Below are 16,515 nucleotides of genomic sequence, written 5' to 3'. Positions count from 1 at the left end.
GTGCTTTCGATCGGAAATGTGATCTTGGCGGGCGTCCTGGCGGTGACCTCGGTTCCCGCAGCTCAGAACCAAGAGGAGGAATGGACTACGAAGTCCTACTGGCTGCACATGAACAGCACGCCCGCGTCCGATGAAATGATCACGGTCGAGGCGCGCCGGCGTTCGTACGTCGTTCTGAACGCCTGGGAAACCGATCTTGCCGCGAAGTTCAAGGCGGCGAACCCGAAAATTCAGACGTTCGTCTACAAAGACCTCTCCTCGACGCGCAGCTACGCCTGTTCCGGCGGCGTCGACGATTCCGACCTCCCCACCGGCGTCGGTTACTGCGCGGCCGATCCGTCGTGGTTCCTGCTCGACCCGGACGGCCGCCGCCTCGAGTACGACGGCTACGCGGGCCATTGGCAGATGGACGTCGGCAACCGCGAGTACCAGAACGCCTGGGCCGACAACGTGATCGCGTCGAGCAAGGCCTTCGACGGCGTGTTCATGGACAACGCCCTGTTCGCCTGCGACACCTACCACCCCGGCGTCTGCCCCGCGGCGTACCGGACCGACGCGGCGATGCGCGACGCCTACCTCTCCCTGCTCGCCGGCACCAGGCAGAAGTTCGTCGCCGCCGGCCTCGAGACCGTGGCGAACCTGTCCAACGCCCGCCTGCACGAGGGCGCGTGGGACAGCTACGTCGAGCACCTCGACGGCGGCTTCGACGAGTGGTGGCTGACCTTCGGCGACCACGACCTGCTCTCCGAGTACCCGCAGGGCTGGAGCCGTCAGGTCGCCGAGATCACCGCGAACGAGGCCAAGGGCAAGATCACCTGGGTGCAGCCCCACCACAGCGGTGCCGAGCAGCCGTTCCGCTACGCCTTCGCGAGCTACCTGCTGGCCAGGGGGGAGCGCGCGGCCATCTCCGAGATCGAGCAGACCGACCGCTACGACGACGCCTCGCCGTGGCGCGCCGAGTACGACTGGGACCTTGGCGCTCCCCTCGGAGACCACCACGAGGTCGCGACGAACGTGCACGTGCGCGAGTTCGCCTGCGGCACCGTGGTCGTCAACGCGAACAGGACCGGCAGCGCGCCCGTCACCGTGCCGCTCTCGGGCGTCCACACGAACGAGAAGGGCGACTCCGTCGGCAGCGTCTCGCTGCCGGGCACGTCCGGCACCGTGCTGCGCAAGTCCTGCCGGACGTCCCTTCCCTAGGGAGTCCCGTCGTCGGCCCGCGGTTCGGTCCGGGCCACCAGCACGGGGCACGAGGCGTGGTAGAGCGCCGCACGCGTGATCAACCCGACGCCCTCGTGCTGCCCGCCGCGCCCCACGACGACGACGTCGGAGTCCAGCGCGGCCAGGGCCTCGTGCGGATGCCGGGACTCGACGACGACCTCCGGCGTCAGTTCGGGAGCCGTGGTGCGCAGGAACAGCACGGCACGGCGGACGGCGGCCTCGTCGCGGGGGACGGACGCGCCGTGCTGGGCCGGCGGGTGCACGTGCAGCAGCTTCAAGGACGCGCGGCGGGTGCGGCAGAGCTCGACCGCGCGCCGCAGCACGACCGCGTCCTCGCACCCGCCGACGGCGGCGGTGATCCAGCCGTACTCGCCGCGGATCGCCCCGGGGCGGCCGCGGACGACCACGACGCCGCACCGCGCGCGGCGCAAGACCGGGAGGACGAGGGAGCCCAGACCCAGGCTGCGGTGCTGTTCGCCTTTGCACCCCAAGACCAAGGTTCCGCTGGAGTCCGACGCCCTCACCAGCGCGGCCACCGGATCGTCGCCGCTCGGGCGGAAGTGCGCGGTGAGCATGGGAAGCCGTTCCAGGACCCGCTGGACCGTCGTGTCGCCGGGGTCCGCCAGGTAGACCTGGAGGTCCGTCCGCAACGACCACGCGTGGCGCGCCGCCCACTCGAAAGCGTGGTACGCGCAGTCGGAGGCGTCCACCCCGACCGTCACCGAACGACTGAAGTCCGGTGCCGAGAAGGAGAACCTCCCGGGTCGTACCGCCGTGCCTGTTCTCATCGCCGCCTCCTGCCCACGTCCACCTCACCGCGCCCGCACACCCGCTCACAGGGCCGGAAGTCACAAAGCGGGCAGGAACCTGTGCGCCCGGACGGGCTCGCCCCGCCGGACCAGCGGGCCCCGGCCACTCGAACGGCGTATCGGCGCTGATCATCACCCGATTGCCAACGCGCCGCCCGGCCGTCGCGCGCACGCCGGTAGCCTCTTGCCCGTGCCTGCCAAGCTCGAGGGCAAGGTCGCGACCGCCCCGCCCCGCCCCAACGCCATCCGCCCTGCTTCCGTGGCTGCTCTCGCCGCGGTCGCCGACGTGCACCTGACCAGGCCAGCACATGCCGACGTCCAGGTGACGGGCGTGACGCTGCGTGCGCAACACGTGGTCCCCGGCGACCTCTACGCCGCGCTCCCCGGCGCGCGTGCGCACGGTGCCGACTTCGCCGAGACGGCGTTGGCCAACGGTGCCGTCGCCGTGCTCACCGACGAGGCCGGCGCCGCCCGCGAGGCGCTCAAGGACGTGCCCGTGCTGATCCACCCGCGGCCGCGCGAGGTCGTGGGCCTGCTCGCCGCGCACGTCTACGGACGTCCGTCGACCAAGATCAGGTTGTGGGGCGTCACCGGCACGTCGGGCAAGACGACCACCACGTACATGATCGAGTCCGTGCTCAAGGCCGCCGGCAGGCGGACGGGCCTCATCGGCACGGTCGGCACCCGCATCGGCGACGAGCAGCTCGACAGCTCGCACACCACGCCCGAGGCGCCGGACCTGCAGGCGCTGTTCGCCGTCATGGCCGAGCGCGGCATCACCGACGTGGCCATGGAGGTGTCGAGCCACGCGCTCGAGCTGGGCCGCGTCGCCGCCACCGGGTTCGAGGTCGGCGCGTTCACCAACCTCAGCCAGGACCACCTCGACTTCCACGCGTCGATGGAGGAGTACTTCGAGGTCAAGGCGCAGCTCTTCGACGGCCGCGCGCGCAAGGAGATCGTCTGCGTCGACGGCGAGTGGGGCCCGCGCCTGGTCAAGCCCGGCACCGTCACCGTCGCCACCACCAAGCCCGCCGACTGGACCGCGAGCGACGTCGTCGTGAGCCAGACCGGCGAGCAGACGTTCACCGCGCACGGCCCGGACGGCGACATCGAGGTCCACCTGCCGCTGGCGGGCAGCTTCAACGTCGCCAACGCGCTGCTGGCCATCGCCTGCCTGCACGCGGAGGGCATCGGCGCCGACGCCATCGCGGCGGGCCTGCGCACCGTCCAGGTGCCCGGCCGCATGCAGCGCGTCGACGAGGGGCAGGACTTCACCGCCGTCGTCGACTACTCCCACAAGCCCGCCGCCGTCGCCCTCGCGCTGGACGCCGTGCGCGCCAAGACCGACGGCCGGGTGATCGTCGTGCTCGGCTGCGGCGGCGACCGCGACCGGGCCAAGCGACCGCTGATGGGCGAGGAGGCCGCGCGCCGCTCCGAAGTGTTGATCATCACCGATGACAACCCGAGGAGCGAGGACGCGTCCTCCATCCGGGCCGCCATGCTCGAAGGCGCCCTCGCGGCCGCGGACCGGGGCGAGGTGCTGGAGATCGGCGACCGCGGGCTCGCGATCCGCAAGGCCGTCGAGCTGGCGGGTCCCGGCGACGTCGTCGTCGTGGCGGGCAAGGGACACGAGACGGGACAGGAGATCGCCGGCGTGATCCACCCGTTCTCGGACGTCGAGACGCTGACCGCCGCGATCAGAGAGGCACACCGTTGATCGCACTCACGCTCGCCGAGATCGCCAAGATCGTCGGCGGACGCCTGCACGCAACCGATGGCAGCCAGGTGGTCACGGGCACCGTCGAGTTCGACACCCGCAAGATCACCGAGGGCGGCCTCTTCCTGGCGCTGCCCGGTGAGCGGGTGGACGGGCACGACTTCGCCGCCCAGGCCGTGGCGGCGGGCGCCGCCGGGGTGCTGGCCGGCCACGAGGTCGACGCCCCCGCGGTGATCGCACCGCCGGTGGACACCAGGCACAGCAACGCCTACGTGCTCGCGGGCGACAAGACCGGCGAGGGCGCCGCGGTGCTCGAGGCGCTGGCCAAGCTGGCCCGCCACGTCACCGACCGGCTGGCCGACCTCACGATCATCGGCATCACCGGCTCCGCGGGCAAGACGTCCACGAAGGACCTCATCGCCCAGGTGCTGCGGCCGGTAGGCGAGGTCATCGCACCACCGGAGTCGTTCAACAACGAGCTGGGCCACCCGTGGACCGCGCTGCGGTCCGGCGAGGACACCAGGTTCCTCGTGCTGGAGCTGTCCGCCCGCGGCATCGGCCACATCGCGCACCTCTGCGAGATCGCCCCGCCGAAGTTCGGCGCGGTGCTCAACGTCGGCACGGCGCACCTGAGCGAGTTCGGCTCGCGCGAGGGCATCGCGCGGGGCAAGGGCGAGCTGGTCGAGGCGCTGCCCGAGGACGGCGTCGCCATCCTCAACGCCGACGACCCGCTGGTCGCGGGCATGGCGAGCCGCACGAGGGCCAAGGTCGTCCTGGTCGGCGAGCACCCGGACGCCGACGTCCGCGCCGAGGGCATCGAGCTGGACGAGCAGGCCCGCGCGAGCTTCACGCTGAAGACCGCGCGGGGCGACGCCCGCGTCAAGCTCGCGCTGAACGGCCCGCACCAGGTGGGCAACGCGCTCGTCGCCGCCGCGATCGCGCTGGAGCTGGGCGCCACGCCCGCCGAGGTCGCGCACCGGCTCGGTGGCGCGCAGCGGGTCTCCGCCCACCGCATGGTGATCACCGACCGGGCCGACGGCGTCACGGTCATCGACGACGCGTACAACGCGAACCCGGACTCGGTGCGAGCGGCGCTGAAGGCGCTCGCGACGATCTCGCGCGCCACCACGCCCGCCCGCCGCAGCTGGGCCGTGCTCGGCCCGATGGCGGAGCTGGGCGACGACGCGGTGCGCGAGCACGACGAGATCGGCCGCCTCGCGGTGCGCCTCGACATCAGCAAGCTCGTCGTCATCGGTGACGCGGCCCGCGCGATGCACCAGGGCGCGCACCTGGAAGGATCCTGGGGAGACGAATCGGTCCTGGTGCCGGACGCGGACGCGGCCATCGCGTTGCTGCGCAAGGAAGTCCGGCCTGGTGACGTAGTGCTGGTCAAGGCATCCAACGCCTACCGCCTGTGGCGCATCGCCGAGGCCCTGCTGGAGGCAGGAACCAAGTGAAGAGCATCCTGATCGCGGCAGCGATCGCACTGGCAGTGTCGATCCTGCTGACGCCCTACCTGATCAAGATCTTCTCCCGCCAGGGCTTCGGCCAGGAGATCCGCGAGGACGGACCGCAGCACCACAAGACCAAGCGCGGCACGCCGACCATGGGTGGCCTCGCCATCCTGGTCGCGATGTGGGCCGGCTACCTCGGCACGCACCTGGTGAACTCGATGTCGGCCTCGGCGTCCGGGCAGACCCCGACGGCGTCCGGCCTGCTCGTGCTGATGCTGACGACGTCGCTCGGCATCGTCGGCTTCCTCGACGACTTCATCAAGATCCGCAAGGCCCGCAACCTGGGCCTGAACAAGACGGCGAAGCTGGTCGGCCAGTTCATCGCGACCATCACGTTCGCGATCCTGGTGCTGCAGTTCCCGAACAAGGACGGCCTGACGCCCGCGTCGGTCAACCTGTCGTTCGTCCGCGACATCACCGTGGTCTCGTTCGGCGTCGTCGGGTTCATCGTCTTCTGCTACGGCATGGTCGCCGCGTGGTCGAACGCCGTGAACCTGACCGACGGCCTCGACGGCCTCGCCGGCGGCTCCTCGGCGATGGTGCTCGGCACGTACGTGGTGATCTCGTTCTGGCAGTTCCGCTACAACTGCTCCAGCTACGCCGTGTCCGGCTGCTACGACGTGCGCGACCCGCTGGACCTGGCGGTGGTGGCCGCCGCGGCGATGGCGGGGTGCATCGGCTTCCTCTGGTGGAACGCCGCCCCGGCCAAGATCTTCATGGGTGACACCGGCTCGCTCGCGCTCGGCGGCCTCGTCGCCGGTCTCGCGATCGCGACCCGCACCGAGCTGCTGATGATCGTCATCGGTGGTCTGTTCGTGGTCGAGGCGCTGTCGGTGGCGCTGCAGGTCGCGGTCTTCCGCACCTCACGACGGCGGCTGTTCCGCATGGCGCCGTTCCACCACCACTTCGAGCTCGCCGGCTGGGCGGAGACCACGGTCATCATCCGGTTCTGGCTGATGGCCGGCATCTGCTGCATGTTCGGGCTCGGTGTCTTCTACAGCGAGTGGCTGACGGGCGGGTTCTAGGGATGACGAAGCTGGCCGGTTCGAAGGTGCTGGTCGCCGGTGCTGGAGTGACCGGCCGGTCCGCCGCGGAGGCGTTGCTCGCGGCGGGCGCCGAGGTCGTGGTCACGGACTCGTCGCGGGAACGGCTGGCGGCGCTCGAGACCCTGCTCGAAGGCGTGGAGCTGGTGGCGGGTCTGGTGCAGCCGCCGGCCGGCACGTCGCTCGTCGTCACGAGCCCCGGCTGGCAGCCGTCGAGCCCGCTGCTCGCGGCCGCCTCGTCGGCGGGCATCGAGGTGATCGGCGAGGTCGAGCTGGCCTGGCGGATGGCGGCCGAGCTGGCCGACCCGCCGGTCTGGCTCGCGGTCACGGGCACCAACGGCAAGACCACGACGGTCGGCATGCTGGAGTCGATCCTGCTGGCCGCCGGTGCGGATGCCGTGGCCTGCGGCAACGTCGGCCTGCCCGTCGTGGACGCGCTGCTGGCCGGCCGCCGGGTGCTCGCCGTGGAGCTGTCGAGCTTCCAGCTGCACTGGGCGCCGTCGGTGCGGCCGCAGGCGGGCGCGCTGCTCAACCTCGCGGAGGACCACCTCGACTGGCACGGCGGCATGGACGCCTACGCCAGGGCGAAGGCCGGGATCCTCACCGGTGACGTGGCGATCGGCTGGCTCGACGACGACCTCGTGGCGGACCTGCTGGAGGCCTCGCCCGCCCGTGACCAGGTCGGCTTCACCCTGCACGAGCCGCAGGAGGGCCAGCTCGGCGTGCGCGGCGGCTGGCTCGTCGACCGCGCGTTCGCCGACGACGAGCCGTTGGTCGAGGTCGCGAAGATCCGTCCGGCCGGTCCGCCCGGCATCGCGGACGCCCTCGCCGCCACGGCGCTGGCGCGTGCGTACGGCGTGCCGTCGGAAGCCGTCCGCGAAGGCCTGGAGGCGTTCGAACCGGCCGCGCACCGCGCCGTCGTCGTCACCGTCGACGGCGCGAACGTCCGGTACGTCAACGACTCGAAGGCGACGAACCCGCACGCCGCGGTGGCGTCGCTGCGGGCGTTCGACAGCGTCGTCTGGATCGCCGGTGGCCTGCTCAAGGGCGCGTCGGTCGACGACATGGTGCGGACGGAGGCCCACCGGCTGCGCGGCGCCGTGCTGATCGGCCAGGACCGGCAGGTCATCGCGGACGCGCTGGCGCGCCACGCGCCGGACGTGCCGGTGCGCCTGCTCGACGTCGCGGACGACGAGGAGCCGATGCGGACCGCGGTCCTGGCCGCGCAGGACCTCGCGCACCCCGGCGACACCGTGCTGCTCGCACCCGCGGCGGCGTCGATGGACATGTTCCGCGACTACGCCCACCGCGGGCAGGCCTTCACCGACGCCGTCCGGCTGCTGACGGGTGATCGGTAGGTTTCGCGGCGCGACACGCCTCAGGAATCCCCGTTCGAGCGCTTGACACAGGAGACGATGATCTGGTGACCGTCGTCGCCGACAAGCCGAGAAGCAAGCGGAAGGTTCGTCCAGCGGGCCGCGTCGCGTCGTTGCGCGGCGGGATGACCGCGTGGCTGAGCCGTCCGCTCGCCGACTTCCACCTCCTGCTCGCGATCTTCGGCATGCTCACCGTGCTCGGCCTGGTGATGGTGCTGTCGGCGTCGGCACCGGGGCAGGTCGCGTCCGGCGTGTCGGCCTACAGCGTGTTCCAGAAGCAGCTGATCTACGTCTGCATCGGCTCGGTGCTGTTCTGGCTGGTGCTGCGGTTCCCGCTGCGGCGGCTGCGGCACCTGTCCACGGCCGCGATGGGCATCGGCGTGGTGCTGCTCGCGCTGGTGCTGACACCGCTGGGCGACGTCCGCGGTGGCGCCCGCTCGTGGTTCACCGTCGGGCCGATCTCGTTCCAGCCGATCGAGGCCGTGAAGCTCGCGCTGGCGTTGTGGGGCGCGCACGTCCTGGTCACCAAGCGCGCGTTGCTCTCGCAGTACCGGCACCTGCTGGTGCCCGTCGTGCCGGTCGCGATGCTGGTCTTCGCGCTGGTCATGCTGCAGCCCGACCTCGGCGGCACGATCACGCTCGGCGTGGTGCTGATCAGCCTGCTGTGGTTCGTGGGCGCGCCGATGCGGTTGTTCGGCGTGATCGCCGGCGGCGCGGTGGTGGGTGCCGTCGTGCTCGCGATCGGCGCCGCGTACCGGTTGCAGCGCGTGACGACGTTCCTCAACCCCGAGGCCGACCCGCTGGGAGCCGGTCTGCAGGCGCGGCAGGCCATGTACGCGCTCGCCGAGGGCGGCCTGTTCGGCCGGGGCCTCGCGCAGGGCAGCTCGCAGTGGCGCTACCTGCCCAACGTCGAGTCGGACTTCATCTTCGCCGTGATCGGCGAGGAGCTCGGCTTCGTCGGGTGCGCGCTGGTGCTGGCGCTGTTCGGCGGGCTCGCGTGGGTCGGGCTGCGGATCGCCTCGCGCAACACCGACCCGTGGATCAGGATCGTGTCCGCGACGCTCACGGTGTGGCTCGTCGCGCAGGCCGCGATCAACATCGGCTACGTCGTGCGGCTGCTGCCCGTCACGGGCATCACGCTGCCGATGATCTCCTCCGGCGGCACGTCGATCGTCACGACCATGGTCGTGTTCGGCATCCTCGCGAACTGCGCCCGGCACGAGCCGGAGGCCGTGTCGGCGCTGCGCTCGCTCGGTCCCGGCCGGGTCGGCGGGCTGCTCAGGCTGCCCGCGCCCGAGGCGTACCGGCCGCCGCCCAAGCGCAAGCCCGTCCGCCCGTCCACCCCGCCGCGCGCACCGGGCAGGCGGACGCAGCAACTTCCGGTGGTCGACGAACGTCGTATGGCTGGACGGTCCGCTCCGCCTTCGGAGTACCGTCGCCGCGAAACGCGGCGGGTGAACCAGAGCCGTTCGGAGCTCGGCCGGTCGACCCGTGGCCGCGGTCGCTACAACTGATGTGACTGCCCCAGCAGTCTCCGCACACCAACACCGGAGGAAGTCTTGACCGGGCACCCTGCCCCCAGTGGTCCGTGCGTCGTGGTCGCGGGCGGTGGCACCGCCGGCCACATCGAGCCGGCACTGGCGCTGGCCGACGCGGTCATGCGGCTGCGGCCGGACGCGCGCGTCGTCGCGCTCGGCACCGCGCGCGGCCTGGAGAACAAGATCGTGCCGGCCCGCGGGTACCCGCTGGAGCTGATCCCGCCGGTGCCGATGCCGCGCAAGCCCACGCTCGACCTGCTCAAGCTGCCGCTGAACGTGCGCGGCGCGGTGAAGCAGACCCGTGAGGTGCTGGAGCGCGTCGGCGCGGACGTCGTGGTCGGCTTCGGCGGCTACGTGGCGCTGCCCGCGTACCTGGCCGCGCGTGGCCGCGTGCCGATCGTGGTGCACGAGGCGAACGCCAAGGCCGGGCTCGCGAACAAGGTCGGCGCCAAGTTCGCCGAGCACGTCGCCGCGGCCGTGCCGGACTCCGGCCTGGCGGACGCGCAGATCATCGGCATCCCGCTGCGCCACTCGATCACGACCCTCAACCGCGCCGCGCTGCGCGACGAGGCCCGCCGGTTCTTCGGCCTGGACCCGCACGCGCCGACGCTGCTGGTGTTCGGTGGCTCGCAGGGCGCGCGCTCGATCAACGAGGCCGTCGCGCCCGTCGCCGCCGAGTTCGCTCGCGCCGGCGTCGGTGTGCTGCACGCGTACGGCCCGAAGAACACCGTTGCCGTGCAACAGGTTCCGGGAGCGCCCGCGTACGTGACGGTGCCCTACCTGGAGCGGATGGACCTCGCCTACGCCGCCGCGGACGCCGTGTTGTGCCGCTCGGGTGCGATGACCGTGGCCGAGGTGTCGGCGGTCGGCCTGCCCGCCGTGTTCGTCCCGCTGCCCATCGGCAACGGCGAGCAGGCGCTCAACGCCGGTCCCGTCGTCAACGCCGGTGGTGGCCTGCTGGTGCCGGACGCCGAGCTGACGCCGCAGAAGGTCGCGTCGCTGGTGGTGCCGCTCGTCGCGGACCGCAACCGGTTGGCGCAGATGTCCGCGGCGACGCTCGGCACGGGACGTCGCGAGGCGGACGAGGTCCTCGCCCGCACGGTGCTGGGGGTGACCGGGAAGTGAGCCTCGAACGCGTTCACCTCGTCGGCATCGGCGGCGCCGGCATGAGCGGCATCGCCAGGATCCTCCTCGCGCGCGGCGCGCAGGTGTCCGGTTCGGACGCCAAGGACTCGCGGACCGTGCTGGCGCTGCGCGCCCAGGGCGCGCGGGTCGCCGTCGGGCACGACGCGGCCAACCTGGGCCAGCTCGTCGGCGGGCCGACCGAGGTCGTGGTCTCGACCGCGATCAAGGAGTCGAACCCGGAGTACGCGGCGGCTCGCGAGCGCGGCATCACGGTGCTGCGCCGTGCCGAGGCGCTCGCGGCGTTGATGGAAGACCATCGCATCGTGTGCGTTGCCGGAACGCACGGCAAGACGTCGACGACGTCGATGCTGACCGTCGCGTTGCAGCACTGCCGGGTGGACCCGTCGTTCGCGATCGGCGGCGACCTCAACGAGTCCGGCGCCAACGCGCACCAGGGCACCGGTGGCGTGTTCGTGGCCGAGGCGGACGAGTCCGACGGCTCGTTCCTGTTCTTCTCCCCGTCGGTCGCCGTCGTGACGAACGTCGAGGCCGACCATCTCGACCACCACGGCACCGTTGAGGCCTACACGGCCGTCTTCGACTCGTTCCTCGACCGGATCGAGCCGGGCGGCGTGCTGGTGTCGTGTGCGGACGATCCCGGTGCGGCCCGGCTGATCGCCGAGGCCCGTGCGCGCGGGATCCGCGTGCGCGAGTACGGGCGCACCGCCGCGGACGCGAAGATCGTCGACTACAAGCCGTTCGAGAGCGGCGGGCTGGCGTCCGTCGAGGTCGACGGCGTGCCGGTCGAGGTGCGCGTCGCGGTGCCGGGTGAGCACATGGCGCTGAACGCGGTCGCCGCGCTGCTGGCCGGCCTGGAGCTCGGCGCGGACCAGGCGGGGCTGCTCGAAGGCCTGGCGGCGTTCGGTGGCGTGCGGCGGCGGTTCGAGTTCAAGGGCCGGGCCGGCGGTGTGTCGGTCTACGACGACTACGCGCACCACCCGACCGAGGTCGACGCCCAGTTGCGCGCCGCGCGTCCGGTCGCAGCGGCGGGACGCGTTGTCGTGGTGTTCCAGCCACACCTGTATTCGCGCACCCGTGCGTTCGCCACGGAGTTCGCCGCCGCGTTGTCGCTGGCGGACGAGGTGGTCGTGCTGGACGTGTACGGCGCCCGCGAGGAGCCGCAGCCGGGTGTCTCCGGTGCGCTGATCGCCGACCAGGTCACGGCTTCCGTGCACTACGAGCCCTCGTTCGACCGCGTGCCGGCGCTGGTGGCGTCGCTCGTGCGCGAGGGCGACCTGGTGGTGACCATGGGCGCGGGCGACGTCACGATGCTCGGCCCCGAGATCGTCAGCGCGCTGATGAACGAAGAGCAGGCGTGAGCGCCCCGGTTCGCGGCAGGTCCACGAGAGTTCGCACCGCGAACCGGAGACCGAGGAGCGCTGAGTACCGGGCACGGCGCAGGGTGATCCTGCGCCGCCGCCTGGTCGCCCTGCTGACGTTGCTGTCCGTGGTGGGCTTGACCTACTGCGTGTACTTCACGCCGTTGGTCGGCGTGCGCCGGATCGACGTGCGCGGCTCCGTGGCGCTGACCGAGGACGAGGTGCGCTCGACCGCGGCGATCGCTCCCGGATCACCGTTGGTGCGCCTGGACCTCCGCGGCGTCCACGACCGCGTCGCCGCCCTGCCGCGCGTCGCCGCGGTGGAGGTCGAGCGCCAGTTGCCCGGCACGGTCCGGCTGCTGATCACCGAACGCGTCCCGGTCGGCTCGGTGAAGCTGCCCGACGGCTTCCACCTGGTCGACGCCACCGGCAAGGACTACGCGGTGCTGGCGACGCCGGCGCCGGGCGTGCCGGAGCTGGTGCTCGCCGCGCCGTCGCCCGCGGACCCGGCGACGCGCGCCGTGGTCGAGGTCGTGAACGACCTGCCGGAGAAGCTGCGGCCCGACGTGCTGTTCGTGTCGGCGACGTCCGGCGCCGACGTGAAGCTGACGCTGAGCGGGAACCGCGTGGTCAAGTGGGGCAGTTCCGAGAACACGCCGCGCAAGGCGGCCGTGTTGCTCGTGCTGCTCTCGCGGCCCGGCACGACCTACGACGTGTCGTCTCCGGACCTGGCCACGATCTCCTGAACGCGTCCACGCCGGCAATGGTGGTGCCGGCGTGGAGGTCTCACGGCTGCGGAGGTCTCACGGGCGCGGTGACGGCGGCCGTGACGGGGTGGGGAACCGGCGGGGGCGCCGGTGCGAGGACCGGGGAGTCGGCTGGGAACACACGGGGGTCTACTAGGGCTCGCCCGGTCAGCCGTTCGGCCTCAGCCGCGCCATCGCGGCCCGCACCAGCAGGCTGCCCAGCCTGCTCGTGACGAGTTCGACCACGATCGCCTCGATGACGAGCGAACGCACGGACGCGGGTGCGGGTGCCAAGACGGGCCTCCTGGTTGATGAACGACTACCGTGCTCATCGGACCGGGCCGCGCGGTATTAGCCGCGTTGATCGTTCTCACCCGAAAGAAGTACACAAGCCGAGTTGCACGCGGCGTGAGACCCTGGTTGGGACGGACGTCACCCACCTCCTCCGCATTCTCCGCACAACGGTGCGGGACCACCTCAAACGGTGTGCGGGCTACGAAGGCATGGGCGAGACGATCTCTGATTCGAGGTCCGACTAGGCTTGGGGTGCGGCGTGCACAGTGCCGTGCGGACTACTTGACGGCACGACCGGGGAGTAGTAGCGCACAGTGTTGGGACCATACGGCGCGCCTGCTGGACCGGCGCACCGCCGGTGCATACCGTCCAGCAGGAACATACGGGGTTGACATAACTCCAGGCCTCGATCAGAGGTCGGGAGTTCCAATCCGGGTGCATCACCACCCAGCACCGCAGCACGGACCACGATCAGGAAGGCGGATCCGATGACGCCCCCGCACAACTACCTCGCGGTGATCAAGGTCGTCGGCATCGGTGGTGGCGGCGTCAACGCCGTCAACCGCATGATCGAGGTCGGGCTCAAAGGCGTCGAGTTCATCGCGGTGAACACCGATGCCCAGGCCCTGCTGATGTCTGATGCCGACGTCAAGCTCGACATCGGCCGTGAGCTCACGCGCGGCCTCGGCGCGGGTGCGAACCCCGAGGTCGGGCACAAGGCCGCCGAAGACCACCGCGAGGAGATCGAAGAGGTCCTCAAGGGGGCCGACATGGTCTTCGTGACCGCCGGCGAGGGCGGCGGCACGGGCACCGGCGGCGCGCCGGTGGTGGCCTCGATCGCCCGCAAGCTCGGCGCGCTCACCATCGGCGTCGTGACGCGCCCGTTCTCGTTCGAGGGCAAGCGCCGCGCCAAGCAGGCCGAGGACGGCATCCAGGCCCTGCGCAACGAGTGCGACACGCTCATCGTCATCCCCAACGACCGGCTGCTCCAGCTCGGTGACATCGGCGTCAGCCTGATGGACGCGTTCCGCTCGGCCGACGAGGTCCTGCTCTCCGGTGTCCAGGGCATCACCGACCTGATCACCACCCCCGGTCTGATCAACCTGGACTTCGCCGACGTCAAGTCGGTCATGTCCGGCGCGGGCTCGGCGTTGATGGGCATCGGCTCGGCGCGCGGTGAGGGCAGAGCGGTGCAGGCCGCGCAGAAGGCGATCAACTCGCCGCTGCTGGAAGCCTCGATGGAGGGCGCGCACGGCGTGCTGCTCTCCATCGCCGGTGGATCCGACCTGGGCCTCTTCGAGATCAACGAGTCCGCGTCGCTGGTCCAGGAGGCCGCGCACCCGGACGCGAACATCATCTTCGGTACGGTCATCGACGACTCGCTGGGCGACGAGGTCCGCGTGACGGTGATAGCCGCCGGCTTCGACAGCGGCGGGCCGACGCACAAGAAGCTGGAGCCGACGGCGCTGTCCTCGCCGTCCCGGGCCTCGGGGACGATCGCGTCGGCTTCCGCGGCTCCCTCGCACGCCGCTCCGACGCCGCCTCCGGTCGCTCCGCCGCCGGTCGCGCCGGTGTCCCAGCCCGTGTCGCAGCCGGTGTCGCAGCCTGTGTCCCAACCGGTGTCGCAGCCTGTTTCGCAGCCGATGTCGCAGCCCGTCGGGCAGGGGGACGGGCGGCCCGCTCACCCGCCCACCTCGGTTCCGCCGCAGCCGTCGCCTTCCCAGGGCAACGGGTACGTGCCCTCGGTTCCACGGTCGCTGTCGCAGAACGGGTCGCTGCCCTCCCGGCCGGTGCCGGTCACGGACGACCCCGATGACGAGGTGGACGTGCCGCCGTTCATGCGGCGGTGAGGATTCCTCGTTTGTGATCTTGTCGGACCCCCTGAGTAGCGTTTGGGCTCAGGGGGTCTTCGTTGTGGGGGGACGCCTGCGGTCGCTTGCCTGATGTGGTGGCGGTGTGTGGGTTGGCTTGTTCTGGGCGCGTCGGTTCGCGGGGTTGCCTGGCGGTGGGTTCGTGGGTGGTCGGGTTGCGATGTCCGCCTGACGGTTGGTGGGTGGTGCTGGGGGCTCTGCCCCCAGGCCCCGGCACTCCCGAAGGAGCCGGCCAGCGCCGCGAGTGGGTGACGGCATGCCTGTTGGGTTGGGCGGGGTGCTGGTGCGTGGGTGGGTGCGTCTGCGGTGGGGGAGCCACACCGCCAGGTCGTGTTGCTGGACGGCTCGCCTTCGGCGTCGCCGGGGCTCGGCTTCGCCGTCGCGGCCCTGCCCTGGCTTCGGGCCGGGGAGTCGGAGGTGGGGTGGAGGTGAGAACTAGGGTGTAAGGGTGCGCATTCGTCGTGTTGTCACCACCCGCGCCGGTGGCGTGTCCAAAGGGCCGTACGCGTCCTTCAACCTCGGCGATCACGTCGGGGACGACGAGGAGGCGGTGGCGGCCAACCGGGTTCGGCTCGCCGAAGGGGTTGGGCTGACGCCTGATCGTTTGGTGTGGATGGAGCAGGTGCACGGCCGGACGGTCGCCACGGTGGACGGGCCGCAGGCCGAGGCGCTTGAGGCCACTGATGCCGTTGTGACGAAACAGGCTGGTCTCGGGCTTGTGGTGTTGACCGCTGACTGCGTGCCGGTGTTGCTGGGGGACCAGGAAGCCGGAGTGGTCGGCGCTGTGCACGCCGGGCGTGTCGGCGCGCGTGTCGGGGTTGTGGTGGAAGCGCTCAAGGCGATGATGGCGCTGGGGGCCGAGCTGGAGCGCGTCGAGGTGTTGCTCGGGCCCGCCGTCTGCGGTGAGTGCTACGAGGTGCCCGCCGACATGCAGAGGGACGTGGAGAAGCACCTGCCGGGGAGCGCGGCCAAGTCGCGGCGGGGGACGCCCTCGCTGGACCTGCGGGCCGGGTTGTGGAACCAGCTCGCCAGTGCCGGGGTCGGGAAGATCGGGGTCGACCCGCGCTGCACCTTCGAGGAGAAGGACCTCTTCAGCCACCGCCGGGAGGCGCCGACGGGGCGGCTCGCCTCGGTCGTTTGGGTCGAGCCGTGAACCGGGGCGCGGAGCTGAGGGCGAACCTCGACGAGGTCGAGGAGCGCATCGCGAAAGCGTGTGAGGCGGCCGGGCGGGAGCGGTCGGAAGTGACGTTGCTCGCGGTGACGAAAACCTGGCCTGCCAGTGATGTGGAGATCCTTTACGACCTCGGTCTGCGGAACTTCGCGGAAAACCGGGATCAAGAGGCGAGTGCCAAGGTCGGCCAATTGAGACATTTGGCCGAGGCGCGTTGGCACATGGTCGGGCGATTGCAGCGCAACAAAGTGAAATCCGTCATCGGGTGGGCCGATCAGGTCGACTCCGTGGACAGCGTCCGGCTGGCCGAGGCGCTCGCCGCGGCGGCGCACGCGCGGGGGACGAAGCTCGACGTGTTGTTGCAGGTCAGCATCGACGGGGACACGTCGCGCGGTGGGTGCCCCGTACCGGACGTGCCGGAACTGGCTGGCGCGATCACACGATCGGGTGATCTTGTTCTCCGGGGTGCGATGACTGTCGCACCTCTGGCGATGGAGCCTTCGCGGGCGTTTGAAGCGTTGGCTTCGGTGGTATCAGGGCTACGTGATCATCATCCCACTGCCACCGGTGTGTCAGCGGGAATGAGTGCGGACCTGGAAGATGCCATCTCGCACGGATCCACCTGTGTGCGTGTCGGAACGGCGTTGCTCGGGAGCCGGCGACTAATCTCGCCGTAGGTTGTCGGGAACCTCGGGACCGTCCGCACCGTCC

Annotated in this window: 14 protein-coding genes; 12 read left to right on the top strand and 2 right to left on the bottom strand. The window is 71.2% G+C overall.

Annotated elements, in window-relative coordinates:
- Positions 1-108 precede the first annotated feature (108 nt).
- Positions 109-1,200: a putative glycoside hydrolase gene (locus tag BMW88_RS11280; protein ID WP_177221047.1), complete on the top strand. Its 1,092-nt coding sequence runs from the start codon at positions 109-111 to the stop codon at positions 1,198-1,200.
- Here the strand turns inward: BMW88_RS11280 and BMW88_RS11275 are convergent.
- Entirely contained in the window at positions 1,197-1,943 is a 747-nt protein-coding gene (locus tag BMW88_RS11275) for a universal stress protein (protein ID WP_177221046.1), read from the bottom strand. The genes BMW88_RS11280 and BMW88_RS11275 overlap by 4 nt on opposite strands.
- 277 nt (positions 1,944-2,220) lie before the next feature.
- Here BMW88_RS11275 and BMW88_RS11270 point away from each other — a divergent pair, with 277 nt between their 5' ends.
- The 8 genes from BMW88_RS11270 (at position 2,221) to BMW88_RS11235 (ending at position 12,468) form a co-directional block, all read left to right on the top strand.
- Positions 2,221-3,747, top strand: coding sequence for a UDP-N-acetylmuramoyl-L-alanyl-D-glutamate--2,6-diaminopimelate ligase (locus tag BMW88_RS11270; protein ID WP_089950584.1), 1,527 nt, complete (start codon positions 2,221-2,223; stop codon positions 3,745-3,747).
- Positions 3,744-5,204, top strand: coding sequence for a UDP-N-acetylmuramoyl-tripeptide--D-alanyl-D-alanine ligase (locus BMW88_RS11265; RefSeq protein ID WP_089950583.1), 1,461 nt, complete (start codon positions 3,744-3,746; stop codon positions 5,202-5,204). Before BMW88_RS11270 ends, BMW88_RS11265 begins: the two co-directional genes overlap by 4 nt.
- Complete coding sequence (mraY, locus tag BMW88_RS11260) at positions 5,201-6,286, top strand: phospho-N-acetylmuramoyl-pentapeptide-transferase (protein WP_089950582.1); 1,086 nt, start codon at positions 5,201-5,203, stop codon at positions 6,284-6,286. The genes BMW88_RS11265 and mraY overlap by 4 nt, the downstream gene beginning before the upstream one ends.
- Before the next feature lie 2 nt (positions 6,287-6,288).
- On the top strand, positions 6,289-7,662 hold the full coding sequence (murD, locus tag BMW88_RS11255; RefSeq protein WP_089950581.1) for a UDP-N-acetylmuramoyl-L-alanine--D-glutamate ligase: 1,374 nt from the start codon (positions 6,289-6,291) through the stop codon (positions 7,660-7,662).
- 65 nt (positions 7,663-7,727) lie between these two features.
- Positions 7,728-9,194: a putative lipid II flippase FtsW gene (ftsW, locus tag BMW88_RS11250; RefSeq protein ID WP_425434645.1), complete on the top strand. Its 1,467-nt coding sequence runs from the start codon at positions 7,728-7,730 to the stop codon at positions 9,192-9,194.
- Positions 9,195-9,239: 45 nt separating this feature from the next.
- Entirely contained in the window at positions 9,240-10,343 is a 1,104-nt protein-coding gene (gene murG, locus BMW88_RS11245) for an undecaprenyldiphospho-muramoylpentapeptide beta-N-acetylglucosaminyltransferase (protein WP_089950580.1), read from the top strand.
- A gap of 41 nt (positions 10,344-10,384) precedes the next feature.
- Positions 10,385-11,722 (top strand): UDP-N-acetylmuramate--L-alanine ligase, encoded by a 1,338-nt coding sequence (gene murC / locus BMW88_RS11240; protein ID WP_089950700.1) that lies wholly within the window; start codon positions 10,385-10,387, stop codon positions 11,720-11,722.
- A gap of 83 nt (positions 11,723-11,805) precedes the next feature.
- Positions 11,806-12,468: a cell division protein FtsQ/DivIB gene (locus tag BMW88_RS11235; RefSeq protein WP_245777713.1), complete on the top strand. Its 663-nt coding sequence runs from the start codon at positions 11,806-11,808 to the stop codon at positions 12,466-12,468.
- 168 nt (positions 12,469-12,636) lie between these two features.
- Here BMW88_RS11235 and BMW88_RS43975 read toward each other — a convergent pair whose 3' ends face one another.
- Positions 12,637-12,762, bottom strand: a complete 126-nt coding sequence (locus BMW88_RS43975; protein ID WP_281249387.1) for a hypothetical protein — start codon at positions 12,760-12,762, stop codon at positions 12,637-12,639.
- 488 nt (positions 12,763-13,250) lie between these two features.
- Here BMW88_RS43975 and ftsZ point away from each other — a divergent pair, with 488 nt between their 5' ends.
- The 3 genes from ftsZ (at position 13,251) to BMW88_RS11220 (ending at position 16,481) form a co-directional block, all read left to right on the top strand.
- Positions 13,251-14,612, top strand: coding sequence for a cell division protein FtsZ (gene ftsZ / locus BMW88_RS11230; RefSeq protein WP_089950578.1), 1,362 nt, complete (start codon positions 13,251-13,253; stop codon positions 14,610-14,612).
- A 469-nt stretch (positions 14,613-15,081) separates the two neighbouring features.
- Complete coding sequence (pgeF, locus tag BMW88_RS11225; protein ID WP_089950577.1) at positions 15,082-15,786, top strand: peptidoglycan editing factor PgeF; 705 nt, start codon at positions 15,082-15,084, stop codon at positions 15,784-15,786.
- On the top strand, positions 15,783-16,481 hold the full coding sequence (locus BMW88_RS11220; RefSeq protein ID WP_089950576.1) for a YggS family pyridoxal phosphate-dependent enzyme: 699 nt from the start codon (positions 15,783-15,785) through the stop codon (positions 16,479-16,481). The genes pgeF and BMW88_RS11220 overlap by 4 nt, the downstream gene beginning before the upstream one ends.
- Positions 16,482-16,515 lie beyond the last annotated feature (34 nt).

Origin of the sequence: Lentzea xinjiangensis (genome assembly GCF_900110955.1) — a bacterium.
GTDB lineage: Bacteria > Actinomycetota > Actinomycetes > Mycobacteriales > Pseudonocardiaceae > Lentzea > Lentzea xinjiangensis.
The sequence above is the reverse complement of the archived record's forward strand: the minus strand, read 5'-3'. Positions and strand labels throughout refer to the sequence as shown.

Coding starts and splice junctions, on each gene's coding strand:
- ftsZ (WP_089950578.1), top strand. CDS start 13,251: ATGACGCCCCCGCACAACTACCTCGCGGTGATCAAGGTCGTCGGCATC.
- murD (WP_089950581.1), top strand. CDS start 6,289: ATGACGAAGCTGGCCGGTTCGAAGGTGCTGGTCGCCGGTGCTGGAGTG.
- BMW88_RS11280 (WP_177221047.1), top strand. CDS start 109: ATGAACAGCACGCCCGCGTCCGATGAAATGATCACGGTCGAGGCGCGC.
- murC (WP_089950700.1), top strand. CDS start 10,385: ATGAGCGGCATCGCCAGGATCCTCCTCGCGCGCGGCGCGCAGGTGTCC.